The 14,946-nt window shown below is 65.5% G+C and carries 18 protein-coding genes and 1 pseudogene; 15 read left to right on the forward strand and 4 right to left on the reverse strand.

Going from position 1 to position 14,946, the window contains the following annotated elements; translation table 11 throughout:
* Positions 1-2: 2 nt before the first annotated feature.
* Complete coding sequence (locus C451_RS18310; protein WP_007742929.1) at positions 3-1,160, forward strand: thiolase family protein; 1,158 nt, start codon at positions 3-5, stop codon at positions 1,158-1,160.
* Positions 1,157-1,552: an OB-fold domain-containing protein gene (locus C451_RS18315; RefSeq protein WP_007742930.1), complete on the forward strand. Its 396-nt coding sequence runs from the start codon at positions 1,157-1,159 to the stop codon at positions 1,550-1,552. The genes C451_RS18310 and C451_RS18315 overlap by 4 nt, the downstream gene beginning before the upstream one ends.
* On the opposite strand, the gene C451_RS18320 is transcribed toward C451_RS18315, so the two are convergent.
* Positions 1,549-2,061 (reverse strand): HTH domain-containing protein, encoded by a 513-nt coding sequence (locus C451_RS18320; RefSeq protein WP_007742931.1) that lies wholly within the window; start codon positions 2,059-2,061, stop codon positions 1,549-1,551. The two genes, C451_RS18315 and C451_RS18320, sit on opposite strands and share 4 nt — an antisense overlap.
* Before the next feature lie 54 nt (positions 2,062-2,115).
* Positions 2,116-2,733, reverse strand: coding sequence for a DUF7547 family protein (locus tag C451_RS18325; protein WP_007742932.1), 618 nt, complete (start codon positions 2,731-2,733; stop codon positions 2,116-2,118).
* Between the two features lie 148 nt (positions 2,734-2,881).
* Between C451_RS18325 and C451_RS23015 the strand changes: the two genes are divergently transcribed.
* On the forward strand, positions 2,882-3,055 hold the full coding sequence (locus C451_RS23015; RefSeq protein WP_162832758.1) for a DUF7331 family protein: 174 nt from the start codon (positions 2,882-2,884) through the stop codon (positions 3,053-3,055).
* A 38-nt stretch (positions 3,056-3,093) separates the two neighbouring features.
* Positions 3,094-3,567: a YbaK/EbsC family protein gene (locus C451_RS18335; protein ID WP_007742934.1), complete on the forward strand. Its 474-nt coding sequence runs from the start codon at positions 3,094-3,096 to the stop codon at positions 3,565-3,567.
* A 10-nt stretch (positions 3,568-3,577) separates the two neighbouring features.
* Here C451_RS18335 and C451_RS18340 read toward each other — a convergent pair whose 3' ends face one another.
* Entirely contained in the window at positions 3,578-4,669 is a 1,092-nt protein-coding gene (locus C451_RS18340) for a CNNM domain-containing protein (protein WP_007742935.1), read from the reverse strand.
* 108 nt (positions 4,670-4,777) lie between these two features.
* Between C451_RS18340 and C451_RS18345 the strand changes: the two genes are divergently transcribed.
* A complete protein-coding gene (locus tag C451_RS18345; protein WP_049913217.1) occupies positions 4,778-5,401 on the forward strand; it encodes a DUF7282 domain-containing protein in 624 nt (207 codons plus the stop codon).
* A 237-nt stretch (positions 5,402-5,638) separates the two neighbouring features.
* On the opposite strand, the pseudogene C451_RS23865 reads toward C451_RS18345, so the two are convergent.
* A pseudogene (locus C451_RS23865) lies at positions 5,639-5,962 on the reverse strand (metal-dependent hydrolase); the annotation flags it as partial.
* A gap of 99 nt (positions 5,963-6,061) precedes the next feature.
* On the opposite strand from C451_RS23865, the gene C451_RS18355 reads away from it, so the two are divergent.
* The 10 genes from C451_RS18355 (at position 6,062) to C451_RS18400 (ending at position 14,883) form a co-directional block, all read left to right on the forward strand.
* Positions 6,062-7,075, forward strand: coding sequence for a DUF1611 domain-containing protein (locus C451_RS18355; RefSeq protein WP_007742937.1), 1,014 nt, complete (start codon positions 6,062-6,064; stop codon positions 7,073-7,075).
* The gene (locus C451_RS18360) at positions 7,072-8,112 is read left to right on the forward strand and encodes a dipeptide epimerase (protein ID WP_007742938.1); all 1,041 of its coding nucleotides are present in this window, start codon (positions 7,072-7,074) and stop codon (positions 8,110-8,112) included. The genes C451_RS18355 and C451_RS18360 overlap by 4 nt, the downstream gene beginning before the upstream one ends.
* A 199-nt stretch (positions 8,113-8,311) precedes the next feature.
* Positions 8,312-8,971: a hypothetical protein gene (locus C451_RS18365; protein WP_007742939.1), complete on the forward strand. Its 660-nt coding sequence runs from the start codon at positions 8,312-8,314 to the stop codon at positions 8,969-8,971.
* 93 nt (positions 8,972-9,064) lie between these two features.
* The gene (locus tag C451_RS18370) at positions 9,065-9,541 is read left to right on the forward strand and encodes a hypothetical protein (protein ID WP_007742940.1); all 477 of its coding nucleotides are present in this window, start codon (positions 9,065-9,067) and stop codon (positions 9,539-9,541) included.
* Between the two features lie 55 nt (positions 9,542-9,596).
* On the forward strand, positions 9,597-10,055 hold the full coding sequence (locus C451_RS18375; RefSeq protein ID WP_007742942.1) for a universal stress protein: 459 nt from the start codon (positions 9,597-9,599) through the stop codon (positions 10,053-10,055).
* An 84-nt stretch (positions 10,056-10,139) separates the two neighbouring features.
* Positions 10,140-11,585 carry a substrate-binding domain-containing protein gene (locus C451_RS18380; protein ID WP_007742943.1) on the forward strand — a complete coding sequence of 482 codons (1,446 nt, stop codon included), beginning with the start codon at positions 10,140-10,142 and terminating at the stop codon, positions 11,583-11,585.
* Complete coding sequence (locus tag C451_RS18385) at positions 11,585-12,565, forward strand: carbohydrate ABC transporter permease (RefSeq protein WP_007742944.1); 981 nt, start codon at positions 11,585-11,587, stop codon at positions 12,563-12,565. The genes C451_RS18380 and C451_RS18385 overlap by 1 nt, the downstream gene beginning before the upstream one ends.
* 1 nt (position 12,566) lies before the next feature.
* A complete protein-coding gene (locus tag C451_RS18390) occupies positions 12,567-13,502 on the forward strand; it encodes a carbohydrate ABC transporter permease (RefSeq protein WP_007742945.1) in 936 nt (311 codons plus the stop codon).
* Between the two features lie 6 nt (positions 13,503-13,508).
* Entirely contained in the window at positions 13,509-14,690 is a 1,182-nt protein-coding gene (locus tag C451_RS18395) for an ABC transporter ATP-binding protein (RefSeq protein WP_007742946.1), read from the forward strand.
* A 1-nt stretch (position 14,691) separates the two neighbouring features.
* Positions 14,692-14,883 carry a hypothetical protein gene (locus C451_RS18400; RefSeq protein ID WP_007742947.1) on the forward strand — a complete coding sequence of 64 codons (192 nt, stop codon included), beginning with the start codon at positions 14,692-14,694 and terminating at the stop codon, positions 14,881-14,883.
* Positions 14,884-14,946: the final 63 nt, after the last annotated feature.

The raw sequence follows: 14,946 nt of genomic DNA on the forward strand, positions 1-14,946 counted from the left end.
AAATGAGCACGAACGTGGCCGTCATCGGCGCGTCGATGACCCAGTTCGGACAGCGCGAAGCGTGGATCCAGGGGCTGCTCGCCGAAGCGGGCGCGGCCTGTCTCGACGACGCTGGCGTCGCGCCCGACGCCGTCGAGCATCTCTACGTCTCGAACATGGCCAGCGGCGAGTTCGAGGGCCAGACCGGCGTCCCGAACGCGCTGGCACACGATCTCGACTGCCTGCCGGCCTACACACAGCGCGTCGATCAGACTTCTTCGAGCGGGGGCGCAGGCATGTACGCCGCCTGGCAGTCGGTCGCCTCGGGTGCGAGCGAGATGACGCTCTTGGTGGGCGGCGAGAAGATGACGCATCGCTCGACGGGCGAGGCCACCGACGTGATCGCTTCGCTGACCCACCCCGTCGAGTACAAACACGGCGTGACGCTGCCGAGTTTCGCTGGGCTGACCGCGCGGCGCTACCTTGACCGCTACGACGCGCCACGCGAGAGTCTCGGGAAGGTCGCGGTCAAGAATCACGAAAACGGCGTCGACAACCCCCACGCCCAGTTTCAGAAAGAAGTCGATCTCGAAACAGTGTTAGAGAGTCCGATCGTCGCCGACCCGCTTCGTCTGTACGATTTCTGTCCGATCACCGACGGGAGCGCGGCGCTGATGTTCTGTCCGGAATCGGTCGCGAAGGAATACACCGACGAGTACGCGCTCGTGAGCGGCGTCGGCGGCGCGACCGACACCCACGTCGTCCACGAGCGCGCGGAACCGACGGTGATGGGCGGCGTGGTCGAATCGGGGAAGGAAGCCTACGAGATGAGTGGCTACGGCCCCGAGGATATCGACGTGGCCGAACTCCACGACATGTTCACGATCCTCGAATTCCTCCAGATGGAAGGGCTCGACTTCGCCGAACAGGGCGCTGCCTGGGAGCTGGTCGAGGAGGGGAAAACCGAGTGCGACGGCGAGCTGCCGATCAACACCTCCGGTGGGTTGAAATCGAAGGGCCATCCCCTCGGCGCGAGCGGCGTCGCCCAGGGCTACGAGATCTACAAGCAGGTGCTCGGCGAGGCTGGCCCGCGACAGGTCGACGCCGACGTCGGGCTCGCGTGTAACGTGGGTGGGTTCGGCAACTGTGTCATCACAACTATCATGGAGGCGGGCGCATGAGCCGCGAGAGCGATTCCGCCGCTGGCGAGCCGGCGATGGCAGCGGCCCGCTACGCGGACGGTTCGATCACCTACCCGCCACACCCGCTCGGCCCCGATGGCACGGAACGAACCGGCACGATAGATCTGAGCGAGCACACCGCGACGGTCGTCACGTGGACGACGAGCACCGCCACGCCGCCCGGCGTCCGCGAGCCGAACCACCTCGCGATCGTCGAGTTCGAGATCGAGGACGAATCGGTGCGCGCGCTCGGCCAGCTCACGACGAACGATATCGAGATCGGTGACGAAGTGCAGCCCGTCTATGCCGAGGAACTACGGGATCCCGAAGCTGGAATCCGCGAACCCGCGAGTCAAGACTGGGACGGCTATCGGTTCGAACCTGCCGATTAGGGCGCGCCAACCGGCAGTTCCTCGCGCGTCGATTTTTCGGACTCTTCCGATTCCGCCGTCGTTTCGTCACCTTCGAGCGCATCGAGCGCCTCACTGACGGTGTACGAGCGGTCCTCGTCGGCGTGCGGGAAGACGGCGCTGAGTCGGTCGCCCTCGTAGACGGCGAGGCTCATCACCGGCAGGACGAGCGCGGTGTGTGACTCGCCGGTGATCGACGAGTGACACTCGCGCGTGTCGAAAAACGGGGCGAGGCTGACGCCGTGTCTGCGCGCCCAGTCGTCGAACGACGCGTGCGTGTGGTGTGTCTCGCGTTCGGAGCAGCCGGTGTCGATCGGTACCCGCTTCTCCCACGTTCGGACCGTCGCGCCAGCGACCTCCCCATTGGCGTCGAGTCGTCGGAGCCGCTCGCGGACCCCCGACTGCGAATCGCGCGCGACCGCCGGCACCGACGATCGCACGAACAGTTCGAGCTGTACGTTCCCCTCCGGCAGCGATCGTGCCCCCTCCATCACATGCGGAGAGATGTAATCGAGACTATAAACTCTTGTGGCCGCAGTGACCGTTTACTCCGCGTCCTCTGCGTCGTCGTTCTCGACCGCATCGCGGATCGAATCGAGCTCGGCGTCGACGTCGATGGCGACGTCGTCGTCCGATTCGTCGCGTTCGTCGCGAGCGGGGATCGACCGTTTGTCGTGGGTCGAACGATTCACACGGCGATCACCCTCGGCGAGTCGGTCATCGATCTCGTCGCGGAGTGCGCGGGCCTCGTCGGCGAGCGTGCGCGCGGTCGGGTCCTGTGGTCGCCCGTCGAGCGCGCCCTGCAGATCGTCGAGTACGTCGTCGAGGCGATCGAGCGCGTCGCGGCCGAGGCGTTCACCCTGCCGTCGCGTCTCGCGCCCGCGCTCGCTGACCTCCTCGCCGGCGCGTGCCAGTCGGAGGGCGGCCTGGAACGCTTCGAGCGCCCGGACGTTCGCTTCGAGGAACGCGATGAGCGCGGGGATCGCGAACTCGTCGGCGAGGTCGAGCAGTTCGCCCGGCGTCGGCGGGCGGGGAAGTCCCAACGGTCCACGTGGTGGTTCGCGCGGCCCGCGCCTTTCGAGTTCGTTCTGGAGTTCGGCGAGCGTCGACGAGAGGTCCTCGGCGAGGCGTTCGAGTTCGGGGTCGCGTGGCGCGTCGCTCATATCCGCAGTTCGGGGTCCAGCGTGAAAAGGTCGGGTTCCCGTATCGTTCCCGACCTCCGGCAGCATTTCGAATATGGTGACAACGTTTATCACGATGTGGCTCCTCGGTGCAACTAGCGGCACCGAAAACCGACACTACCCAAAACCAATGAGCACGTCCCCACAGGAGTCGCCCTCCGACACCTCGGCGAGCGTACCGGCACGCGAAGAACGCCTCGTCGCCTTCGAGCGCGAGGACGGCGCAGTCGTCATCTACGACGAGCGCGAGCACACGGCGTGGCTCCAGTCGAGCGGTGCGGTCCCGATCGCCGACGCACGGTAGCCACCACCGTTTTTAGCCCGCTCGTTCTCACGCACGACATGCATCGACGGGCAGCAGCCTTCGCCGAGCGGGCCGAGCAGGAGTACGGCATCGCGGTCGATGTCCACGAGTTCCCCGACGGAACCAGGACGGCGAGCGCCGCGGCCGCGGCCATCGGCTGCGACGTCGCCCAGATAGCGAGTTCACTCGTGTTCGTGACCCCTGATCCGGTCGTCGTGGTCACGAGCGGGGCCAATCGCGTGAGCGAGGCGAAACTCGCCACCGTTCGTGACGTCGACGAGAGTACGGTCGCAATGGCCGACGCCGACGCGGTGCGTGAGACCGTCGGCTGGTCGATCGGTGGCGTCCCGCCGTTCTGTCACGATACGTCCGTGCCGGTCTATCTCGACGAAACGCTCCAGGCGTTCGATACCGTCTGGGCCGCCGCGGGCACGCCGGAGGCCGTCTTCCCGATCGCGCCCGAGCGCCTCCGCGAACTCGCCGACGCACGGCCCGTCGACGTGGCCGAGTAGCTCCGACGATTCAGTCGAGCGGATCCTCGATATCGCCCGCGATAGCCTCGAAGGCGTCGGTCGCGGTCACGAGGCCGACCACCCGTTCGTCGTCCGTGTCGATGACGAGTGCGAGTTCCTGGTTCTCCGCTTGAAAGCGGTCGATGAGATCGCTGACGGGGATGTCGGACGGGACGGTCAGCGGACTGGTGGCGAGCGATTCGAGGTCGCGTTCGCCGTTCCGGAGGGCATCGACGTCCGAGAGCACCGCTGGCGTGTAGACGACGCCGACGAACCCCTCCAGATCGATGTCCACGAGCGGGAATCGAGTGTGCTGGCGCTTGGCCATGAGCTCCAGGTTCGCGTCGACCGGTTCGGCCGTCGAGAGCGCGACGATGCCGCTGCGCTCGACCATCACCTCCGCGACCGATGTCTCGCCGATCGCGAGCGCGTTGATCACCTCGCGTTCGCGCTCCGCCGTGAGCGATCCCTCGTGCAGCACCGACCCCATTCTACTTCGAAGTTCGCTCCGCGAGGTCGGCGGGCTTTCGTCCTCTTCGACCTCTTCGTCGGCCCACGACCGGGTGATCGTCACGCCGACCAGCGAGAGCAATCCCTTCGCCACCCAGTCGGCGAACCGGATGATCGGGCCGAGCGTCGTCGTCCACCAGTAGAGGATCGGTGCGCCGTAGCGCGCGGCGAGTTTCGTCCGCTCGATCCCGAAGTAGGTGGGTGCCTGTTCACCCACGATGACGTGGAGGAGGTTGACGACGACGAGCGCGAGCAGCACCGAGAGGGCGGTGTGCCCGTCCGAGCCGCCGCCGAGCAGCCCCGCGAGCCCGGTCGCCCGTACGACGGGATCGAGCACCGATGCGAGCGCCGGCTCGGCGACGACGCCCAGGCCGACGCTCGAAATCGTGATCCCGAGCTGACAGCCCGACAGGTAGATCTCGAGTTCCTCGGTCATCTCCCAGGCGCGTTCGAGGCCGCGCTGCCCCCGAAACTCTTCCTCGGGGAACTGGCGGACGCGGGTCATGGCGAACTCGGTGACGACGAAGAAGCCGTTCGAGAACAACAGCGCGAGACCGCCGACGAGCTGGAGAACCGTCGCGAGATCGACCATCGTCCCGCGTTTCCGGCTCAGTTTCAAAACCCTTCTCATCGGTTATCGTGGTCGGCGTCCGACGCCGCGGGCCGACGGTTTTTACCTGCCGCCGACCTCCGCCGACGTATGCGATCGACACTCGCTGCCGCATGTCTCGTTCTGCTCTGTATTGCGGGAATGGCCATCGCCCCGACAGCGGCCCAATCCCAGCCGGTCCAGCCGCAGCAGGGCGACGGCGTGCGGACGCCGAACGCGACGATGGTCTTCACCGATCAGACCACGAACGGGACGACCGTTCGACTCAACTCCGTCAACCTCTCGGAGGGCGGGTTCGTGGCGATCCACGACGCGAACCTCACGGACGCGAACGACACCGTCGGCAGCGTCATCGGCGTCTCCGAGAAACTCAGTGCTGGCCCGCATCAGGACGTCCGCGTGCAGCTCTACGGGCTTGACGGGCGCGAGTTCAACCAGTCGCGCCTGCGGACGAACGGCTCGCTGACCGCGATGGCACACTTCGATTCGAACGGGAACGACCGCTTCGACTTCGTCCGATCGAACGGGAGCGTCGACGGGCCGTACGTCGCGGGGACGGGGACGATCACCGAGAGCGCCGTCGTCTCTGTCGAGCGCGAGGAGACGACCCCCGACAGCGCGCTCGACATCGGTCTCGTCCCGATCGTCGCCGCCGGGCTCGTGGTTGTCTTGCTGATCGTACTCGCCGCGGTCGTGATCCGGCGTCGGCGGTAACCTCAGCCCTCCGATCCACTTCGTTGCGAGCGATACCAGCCGCGGAGCGCGCCGAGACCCGGTCGGCCGTCGCGCAAGCCAGGCCAGCACCGCGAGCGCGACGAGGAGGAACTCGAACGCCACGAACGGCGTGAGCTCGAAGTCGAGTAGGTGGATGGCGAACCCCATGCTCGTGTCGTATGCGGGCTGGTCGAGCACCGGCCAGCCGAGATAACGGATGTAGGCGTATTCGCTGCCGAGCAGCGGCGACAGCGCGTCGGCGAACGGGTGAGTGATGTAACCGACGGCGAAGGCGAGCGCCGGTCGTGCTAGCCCGTGCCGGCGGGCGTAGGCATAGACCAGCGTACAGACGATGGCCGCCGTGAGCAGCGAGTGGGCGAACGAGCGCCCGCTCGGCAACACGTGAAACGTCCACGCGAGCGGTTTGTCGACGAGATCGGGAAACTGCGTGCCGACGGCGACTGCGACCGCCGCCCCGGCGCTCGGCGCCCTCCCGAAGCGCCAGCGCGAGAGCGCGGTGTAGACGAGATAGCCGACGGCGAGATGTCCCCACGGCCACATGCATCCCGTTACTGCCGTCGCCGCCTTACCCGCTTCGAAGCCGTCCGACGCGCTCCCGGATGGTCGGTATTTAACTCCTCGCTCACCCTCCCGGGAGACATGACCGTCGCACTGCTCGCCCACGAGAAGTTCCCAGAAGACGCGAAAACTGCCGTCAGCATGCTCCGGTACGCCGACGAGGAGATCGTCGCGGTGCTCGATCGCGACCGCGCCGGCACGCGCGTCAGCGATCACCTCTCGGATGTCCAGGACGCGCCGATCGTCGCCGGGATGGATGACGTCGACGACTGCGACGAACTGCTCGTCGGCATTGCACCGATCGGCGGCGGCTTCGACGACTCGTGGCGACCCGACGTCCGGGCCGCGCTGGAACGTGGCTGTGACGTCACCGCCGGACTGCACTACTTCCTGAACGACGACGAGGAGTTCGCCGAACTCGCCGCGGCGAACGACTGTGAACTCCGCGACGTGCGCGAGCCGTCGCCCGATCTGACGGTGAGCGAGGGGGTCGCCGACGAGGTCGACGCCGAAGTGATTCTCACAGTCGGAACGGACTGTTCGGTCGGGAAGATGACCGCGACGCTCGAACTCTACGAGGCTGCCCTCGATCGGGGCGCGGACGCCGCGTTCGTCCCGACGGGCCAGACGGGGATCATGATCGCGGGCTGGGGGAACCCGATCGACCGCGTCGTGAGCGACTTCACCGCGGGCGCGGTCGAGGAGATGATCCTGGAGAAGGGCAACGATCACGACTACCTCTTCGTCGAGGGTCAGGGCTCGATCGTCCACCCGGCCTACTCGGCGGTGACCTGTGGCATCCTCCACGGCGCGATGCCCGACGAGCTCGTGCTCTGTCACGAGGCGGGCCGCGAGGCGATCCACGGCTACGAGGACACCCCGCTTCCGGCGCTGCCCGAGTATATCGATCTCTACGAGAACCTCGCCGGTCCGGTCCACGACGCCGACGTCGTCGCGGGCGCGCTCAACACCCGATCGCTCGACACCGACGAGGGCGCGCGCTCGGCGGTCGATGCCTACTCACAGACGCTCTCCGTGCCGGCGAGCGACCCGATCCGCTTCGGCAGCGACGAGCTGCTGGAGGCGCTGTTGTGAGTCTCGAAACGAGTTTCGAGCGGCTGACGCTCGATCTCGCCGACCCGTTCACCATCTCCCGTGGAACGCAGGAGACTGCCGAAAACGTGCTCGTACGGATCTCGGACGGCGAGCACGAAGGTATCGGCGCGGCCGCTCCCTCCGAACACTACGGCGAAACCGCCGCGACCGTCGAGGCCGTCCTTCCCGATCTGCTTGCCGTCGTCGAGGAAGTCGGCGATCCGCACGCGCTGGAACGTATCGAACGCCGGATGGCCCACACCGTTCGGGACAACCCGGCTGCGCGCGTAGCGGTCTCGATCGCGCTCCACGATCTCGCGACGAAACGCCTCGACGTCCCGCTCCATCGCTACTGGGGACTCGATCCCGAGACGACGCCAGCGACCTCCTTCACGATCGGGCTCGACGGCACCGAGCGGATGCGCGAGAAGACCGAGAGCGCGGTCGAAGCGGGTCACTCGGTGCTGAAAGTGAAACTCGGCACCGACCGCGACCGCGAAATAATCGACGCGATCCGTGACGTCGCCCCCGATGTCCGCCTGCGCGTCGACGCCAACGAGGCCTGGACGCCCCACGAAGCGCTCGACAACATCGACATGCTCGCCGATTTCGGCGTCGAGTTCGTCGAACAGCCCGTCCCAGCAGAGAACGGATCGGGGCTCGAGTACGTCCACGAGCGCTCACCTCTCCCCATCGCCGCCGACGAGTCCTGCGTGACGCTCGCGGACATCCCTCATGTCGCCGAGCGTGCCGACATCGCCAACATCAAACTGATGAAATGTGGCGGACTGCGCGAGGCGACGCGGATGATCCACGCGGCGCGCGCCCACGGGCTGGAGGTGATGTGTGGCTGCATGATCGAGTCGAACGCCGCCATCGCCGCCGCCTGCCAGCTCGCACCGCTGCTCGACTACGCCGATCTCGACGGTTCGCTGCTGCTCGCCGACGATCCCTACGAGGGAGTGCCGATCGAGGGCGGCGAGATCGATCTCCGTGGTGTCGAACGATCCGGAACGACTGCTCGAGCGATCGATTGAGCAGGCACACGGCTCGGAATCGTCGCGAAACGCCTCTTATCGGCTGCCTTCCAGTGATTCGATACAGTTCTGTGTAGCGATAGCGTGCAAAGATTTATGTGATATGGCAGTATTTTAGCTAGTGGACGGTAGGAATTACGACGAAAGTCGTGTGAATTGGGGCGACCCGAGATTCGACCCCGTCCACGAAACAGAAAAAATGGACGACAACAACACGTTCCTCAGTCGACGACGCATCATCAAGGGAGCCGGCGTGGCTGCCGGTATCGGTCTCATCGGCGGCGGCAGCCTGCTGTACTCCTCACAGCCCGCACTCGCCGCGGTTGGTGATAACCCGATATCAGCTGATAACCTCTCCATCTCGGCCAACAACAATGCCGTGACCGAGGTGACTGTCGAGCCTAAACTCAAACTCGAGTGGTCGAGTTTCAGTTCGGGGATCTCCGGGTTCGACATCGATGTCAAGGCTGGACCATCGGGTGGATCTCTCAGTTCGGCAGAGAATTTGACCGGTGTCAGTGACGGAAACGCGGCCGGTGTTTCGAGCTACTCGGTCCAAGGAACTGGTGGCTCGAACTCCGATTCGGAGGGGATCGCGGATATCTCGCTTGCCGGCATCGGCCTCGTGAGCAGCGGTGCGCTCACGCAGTCCAACCTCCCGAGCGGTGTCACTGATGGGGCGTCCGGCACGGAAACCGTCAAATTTCAGGTGACGGTGACTGCCAACAGCGCGAGCGGCAGCGGCACCGCCACCGACACGTCACCCGACCCGGCAGGATCGTTCGAGGTGACGCTCAACAACGACGCCGGGACCACCAACGCGACCGGGCACATCAACACCAGCGGCACCAGCGGGTAACGCACTCCGCCGCGATCGACCCGGACGACGCGTCCGGACACTTTTTCGCATCGAGCGACCGATCATCCACGCGACCCGCAGCCACCATACCGCATGACACAGGACACGACTGATCTCCACACACGCATCGACTCCCGATCGGCCTTCGCCAACGTGCTGGCGCTGTCGGGCTACGTCGGCCTCGCGGTCGGCCTCTGTCTCGAAGCCTACCGGCTCTATCTCGTCGACTCGGCGATCGGGATGGGCAGCGCACCCGAGTGGGTCACGCTGAGTGGCTCCTCGCTGCTCGTCGGCTCGATCGTCGTCCTGCTCTACGCGCGCGTTCTCGACGAGGTCTTCGCGGGTTGGCTCGATATCGCCGTGATCGGGCTGCTGGCCGGCCAGTGGGGGGTCGCTCTGGCGTCGTATCTCGATGCGACGGTCGGCGGTCCCGGCAGCCCGTACGGCTTCTTCGTCATCGCCGCTGCCGGCCTGTACGCTCTCGTCGCAGTCGCTGCGGCGCTCAACTATCTGCGTCGGTGCTGGCCGACGATCGGCGGCGTGGCGAGCCGGAACTCTCAGGAAGAGTGAAGCCAGCCGCTGCTCGCGCCCATAGAACTATGTAAGACCTCGTGAATGTGTGGGTATGGCACTCGAAACCGTTCTCCTGGCGCTCGGACCGAGTGACGCCGAGCGCGTCGACAGGCTGGCCGCGGAGACGATCGACATCGCCGGTCCATCCGGGGCGACGGTCGTTCTGGGTCACGTCTTCACCGAATCGGAGTACGAGCGCGCCGTCGATCGGTTGGGGTTCGACCCCACGGCAACCGAGGTGTCGCCACAGGAGGTGGCGGGTCGCCACGCGACGGTTCGCGAACTCGCCGAGCGGCTCGAAGCGGCGGACGTCGATATCGCCGTCGGCGGTGCGATCGGCGACCACGGCGAGAGCATCGTCGGGTTGGCCGAGGAGTCGGGAGCCGACATGGTCATCGTCGGTGGGCGGCAGCGCTCGCCGGCCGGGAAGGCGGTGTTCGGCTCGACGGCGCAGACGGTGATGCTCTCGGCACCCTGCCCGGTGACGTTCGTCCGGGCGGATACGTCGTGATGGCCCCGATCCGTCCGTCTGACGGCGATTGCTTGCCTATGCCCCCAGTAGATATAAGTATATGTGCAATATCATTTCAGGACGATGCGTGAGTCCATCACACATGGAGGTGGTGAGCGCTCCCGTCGCACCTTCCTGCGGACCGCGGGCGCGTCGGGAGCTGCGGTCGCGCTCGCCGGGTGCATCGCCGGCGGCAGCCAAACGGATGCGAACACCGTCCGGTGGGTGACCGATTCGACCGGGGCGGACAACGCGGGCGCGATACGGAAAGCGCTCTGGAACGCGGGGCTGTCGAAGGACATCTACCTCGACGTCATCGCCGGTCCCCAGAACACGGGTACGCGCCAGTCGCAGTACACCCGGTGGCTCTCGGCCGGGCTCGAGGATCCCGACCTCCTGATGATGGACAACGGCTGGGCGCTCAACTTCATCAACCGCGACCAGCTGCTCAACCTCAGCGACAACCTGCCCGAGCGCGTCCTGAAGAAGGTCAACAACGACTACTTCCAGGCCAGCGTCGAGACCGCCAGAGGCGACGACGGCGACCTCTATGCGGTACCGCTGTTCCCTGACTTCCCGACGATGCTCTACCGGAAGGACCTGGTGAAACAGGCGGGCTACAACCCCGAACAGGAGAACTGGGCGACGGAGTCGATGCGCTGGAAGAAGTTCTCGAAGGTCGTCGCCGACACGAAGCAGCAGGCGGGCCTCCAGTACGGCTTCTCCTTCCAGGGGAACCTCTACGAAGGGCTCGCCTGCTGTGACTTCAACGAGTTCATGACGAGCTGGGGCGGGGCGTACTTCGGCGGTCGGGACACTCTGTTCGGCCCGATCGGCAAGCGGCCGGTGACGGTGGGCGAGAAGCCGGTCGTCGATGCGGTGAAGATGGTGCGGACGTTCATCTTCGGGTCGAACGCACCCAATACCCTGGACGGCTACGAGCAGATCTCGCCCAATGCGGTGCTCGGCTGGATCGAGGACTCCTCGTTGGGCCCGTTCACCGGTGGGAGCGCGGTCGCGCTGCGCAACTGGCCGTACGCGATCGCGACCGCCGGTGCCGACGACGCGCTCGGCACGCAGAAACTCGGCGTGATGCCGATCCCCTATGCCGTGTCCGAGAACAAATCGAGCTACAAGAACATCGGCGGGCCGGTGGCCGCCCTCGGCGGCTGGCACATGACCGTCAATCCGAACTCGAACCAGCGCGAGAAGGCGCTTCAGGTCATCGAGGCGATGACCCAGCCGTCCTTCCAGCTCAAACTGTTCGAACTCACCGGCTGGCTCCCGCCGAACCAGAAGGTGCTCGACTCGCGGCAGGCGAAACAGGTGCCGATCGTCGGCAACTACATCGAACAGCTGCGCGTCGCCGGCGAGAACGCGATTCCGCGCCCCGTGAGCGTCGTCTGGCCACAACAGTCCGGTCAGATCGCCCAGCAGGTCCACGCGGGTCTCTCCGGCGATAAACCGCCGAAACGGGCGATGAATGAACTGAAAGACCAGCTCGCCGCGATCGAGAACTACAACCAATAATGGCAACTGAACGATCGACCGAGGCCGGCCGACGCTCCGGCGTATATGCACGCGCGGTCCGCTGGCTCGAAAACCTGAGCGAGACGGCGTTCGCCTACCTGCTCCTGGCACCGGCCTTCCTCCTGCTCGTGGTGATCGCCTTCTGGCCGCTGTTGAGCACCTTCCGGATGTCGCTCTTCGCCGACAGCATCAGCGGTGCGGCCCAGCTCGGCGAGTTCGTCGGGCTGGAGAACTACATCAACCTGCTCACGGGACAGCTCGATACCGTGGCGCTGCCACAGCCGTTTTTCGATCCGAGCGCACCGTTCCAGAGCGCGCTCATCGTGACCTTCATCTTCACCATCGTCAGCGTCTTCTTCGAGACGATCATCGGGCTCGGTCAGGCACTGGTGCTCGATCAGAAGTTCCGGGGCCGGCGCTGGGTTCGCGTCGCCATCATCATCCCGTGGGCGGTGCCGATCGTCATCCAGGGGATGATGTTCTACCTGCTGTTCCGGTCGGGGATCGGCCCCGGCGTCGCCGTCGTCGAGGCGCTCGGCGGATCGACGTCGCCGCTGGTCAACAGCGCCGAGGCGCTACCGATCATCATCCTCGCCGATATCTGGAAGACCACCGCGTTCATGGCGCTGTTGATCCTCGCGGGGCTCCAGAGCGTCGATCGCAGCCTCTACGACGTGGCGAAGGTCGCCGGCGCGACGAAGTGGCAGCAGTTCAAGACGATCACGTTCCCGCTGGTGTTGCCGACGGTGCTGGTCGCGATGTTGTTCCGCACCATCGCCGCGATGCGGATCTACGGGTTGATCGAGACGACGGCGAGCTGTACGACGGTCCCCTCGTTGTCCTGTCTGGTCGTCACGACCTTCAGCACCCGACGGTACGGGACCGCTTCGGCGGTGGCGTTCGTGACGGCGGCGATCATCGGCATCGTCGTCTCGGTCTACATCGTCAGATACTGGCAGGGTTCGGAGGGGGGTGTCTGAGATGGCGGGCGCACAGGCGAGCGAGACGAGCGACGAGGACGACGCCGGCCCGTTCACCCGTTGGGTACAGAAGTCGATCCGCAACCCCGATCGGACCTATCGGGCGATGTTCTACGTCGTCACGATCTTCTTCCTGATCACGACGCTGTTCCCGTTCTACTGGCTGCTGGTACTCGCGCTCACCCCGACGGATCTCGTCGACCAGGCGGGACTGCTTCCGGCGGGGTTCAACCCCGAGGCGTTCATCACCATCTTCGAGCAGCTGCCGTTCCACGTCTACCTGTTCAACAGTTTCGTCATCGCGCTTGGGACCACGGTCGTCGTCCTCGTGCTGGCGAGCCTCGTCGGCTACGTCTTCGGCCGGCTGGATTTCCCCGGGCGGGGTATCCTGATGATCCTCGTGCTCGCCATCTCCTACTTCCCGCCGGCGGCGTTCCTCCTGCCGCTGTTCCGGCTCTTCACGGGCAACGTCGAGATCCTGGGGTTGAGCAGTCCGTTCGTGTTCAACTCGCCGATCGGCATCGGCCTGCCGCTCAGCGCGCTGTTCATGCCGTTGTCGATCTTCATCCTCACCACCTTCTACGGCCAGATCCCCGACGGATTGGAGGACGCCGCACGCGTCGAGGGCACGACCCGACTGGGGGCGCTCTTCCGCGTCATCATCCCGCTGTCGGCACCCGGTGTGGCGACCGCGGGCGTGCTCACCTTCATCAACGTCTACAGTGAGTTCTTCTTCTCGTATCTGATGACCGACGGTCAGGCACAGAACTGGGGCCCGCTCGTCTGGGGCATTCTCGGCTATCAAACCCAGTACGCGGCATCGTACAACCTGATGGCGGCCGCGAGCATCATCGGCGTGTTGCCGGTGGCGATCCTCGTGGTGATCGCCCAGGAACGAATCGTCAGCGGTCTCACCAGCGGCGCACTCAAGGAGTGATCAACCATGGCAAACGTCACGCTCGAAGGAGTCACGAAACGGTACGACGACGTCGTCGCGGTCGACGACATGAATCTCGAGATCCCCGACGGCGAGTTCGTCACGCTCGTCGGCCCCTCCGGCTGTGGGAAATCGACGACGATGGAGACCGTCGCCGGTCTCACGAAACCCACCGAGGGGACGATATACATCGGCGATCGGGAGGTGACGGATCTGCCGCCGAAGGACCGCGGGATCGCGATGGTGTTCCAGAACATCGCGCTGTTCCCGCACATGGACGTCTACGACAACATCTCGTTCGGGCTGCGGCTCCGGAACTTCGACCAGGACGAGACCGATCGCCGCGTCGAGAACGCCGCCGAGATCGTCCAGATGCAGGGGATGCTCGATCGGATGCCCAGCGAGATGAGCGGGGGACAGCGCCAACGCGTCGCCATCGCCCGCGCGCTGGTGCGCGAGCCCGACGTCTTCCTCATGGACGAGCCGCTGGCGAATCTGGATGCGAAGCTCAGAGTGCACATGCGCACGGAGCTCCAGCGCATCCACCGCGAGCTCGATACGACCGTCATCTACGTCACCCACGATCAGGCCGAAGCGATGACGATGTCCGATCGGATCGCGGTCATCGATGGCGGCCGACTCCAGCAGATCGATCCGCCGCTGGTCTGTTACAACGAGCCGGACAACCTCTTCGTCGCGGGGTTCATCGGCTCGCCGAGCATGAACTTCGTCGAGGGCACGGTGGATTCGGACGGCTTCGACTCCGAGTACGTCGATGTCGCGTTCGACGTCGGGCCGATGGCGCTCGGCGAGGGTGATGCGGTCACGCTTGGCATCAGGCCGGAGGACATCTATCCCGCCGGGGAGGCCGGTTCGGTCTCCGACTCCACCGCCGAGATCGAGACGACCGTCGACGTGCTCGAACCGATGGGCGACGAGATCTTCGTCTATCTCCTGCTCACCGAGGACGCCGAAAGCGATCTCGAAGACCCGGAAGCCGGCGATCAGCTCCAGATGAGTGTCGATCCGGCTTCGGATATCGAGGCCGGCGACAGCGTCTCCGTCGTGTTCGACCGCGAGAATCTCCATCTGTTCGATACGGACACCGGCCAGGCGCTCGAACACGGGCTGGTCCAGCCGACACAGGCCGAGGGAACGACCGGAACGGGGGCCGAGACGGACGATTGAGATGGTCACCGATATCGGACTGCTCTACGTCGGCGGGATGTCGCTGCTGTTCGTCTTCTGGGCCTACGGGCTGGTGTCGTTCGTCCTCGACGTGAAGAACAAGTTCATCCCGTTGACCCGGCAGTATCTGCGCGGGCGACGGCGGGAGAAAGAGGAGGCCGAACGCGAGGAGCGTGAGGAGCAGTTGTACTGAGACCATCCCCCGAACCGAGGCGAGAGCGGTATTCTTACAACGTACGCTCCCGTAGCTAGTGGA

Source organism: Halococcus thailandensis JCM 13552 (assembly GCF_000336715.1).
Classification (GTDB): Archaea; Halobacteriota; Halobacteria; order Halobacteriales; family Halococcaceae; genus Halococcus; species Halococcus thailandensis.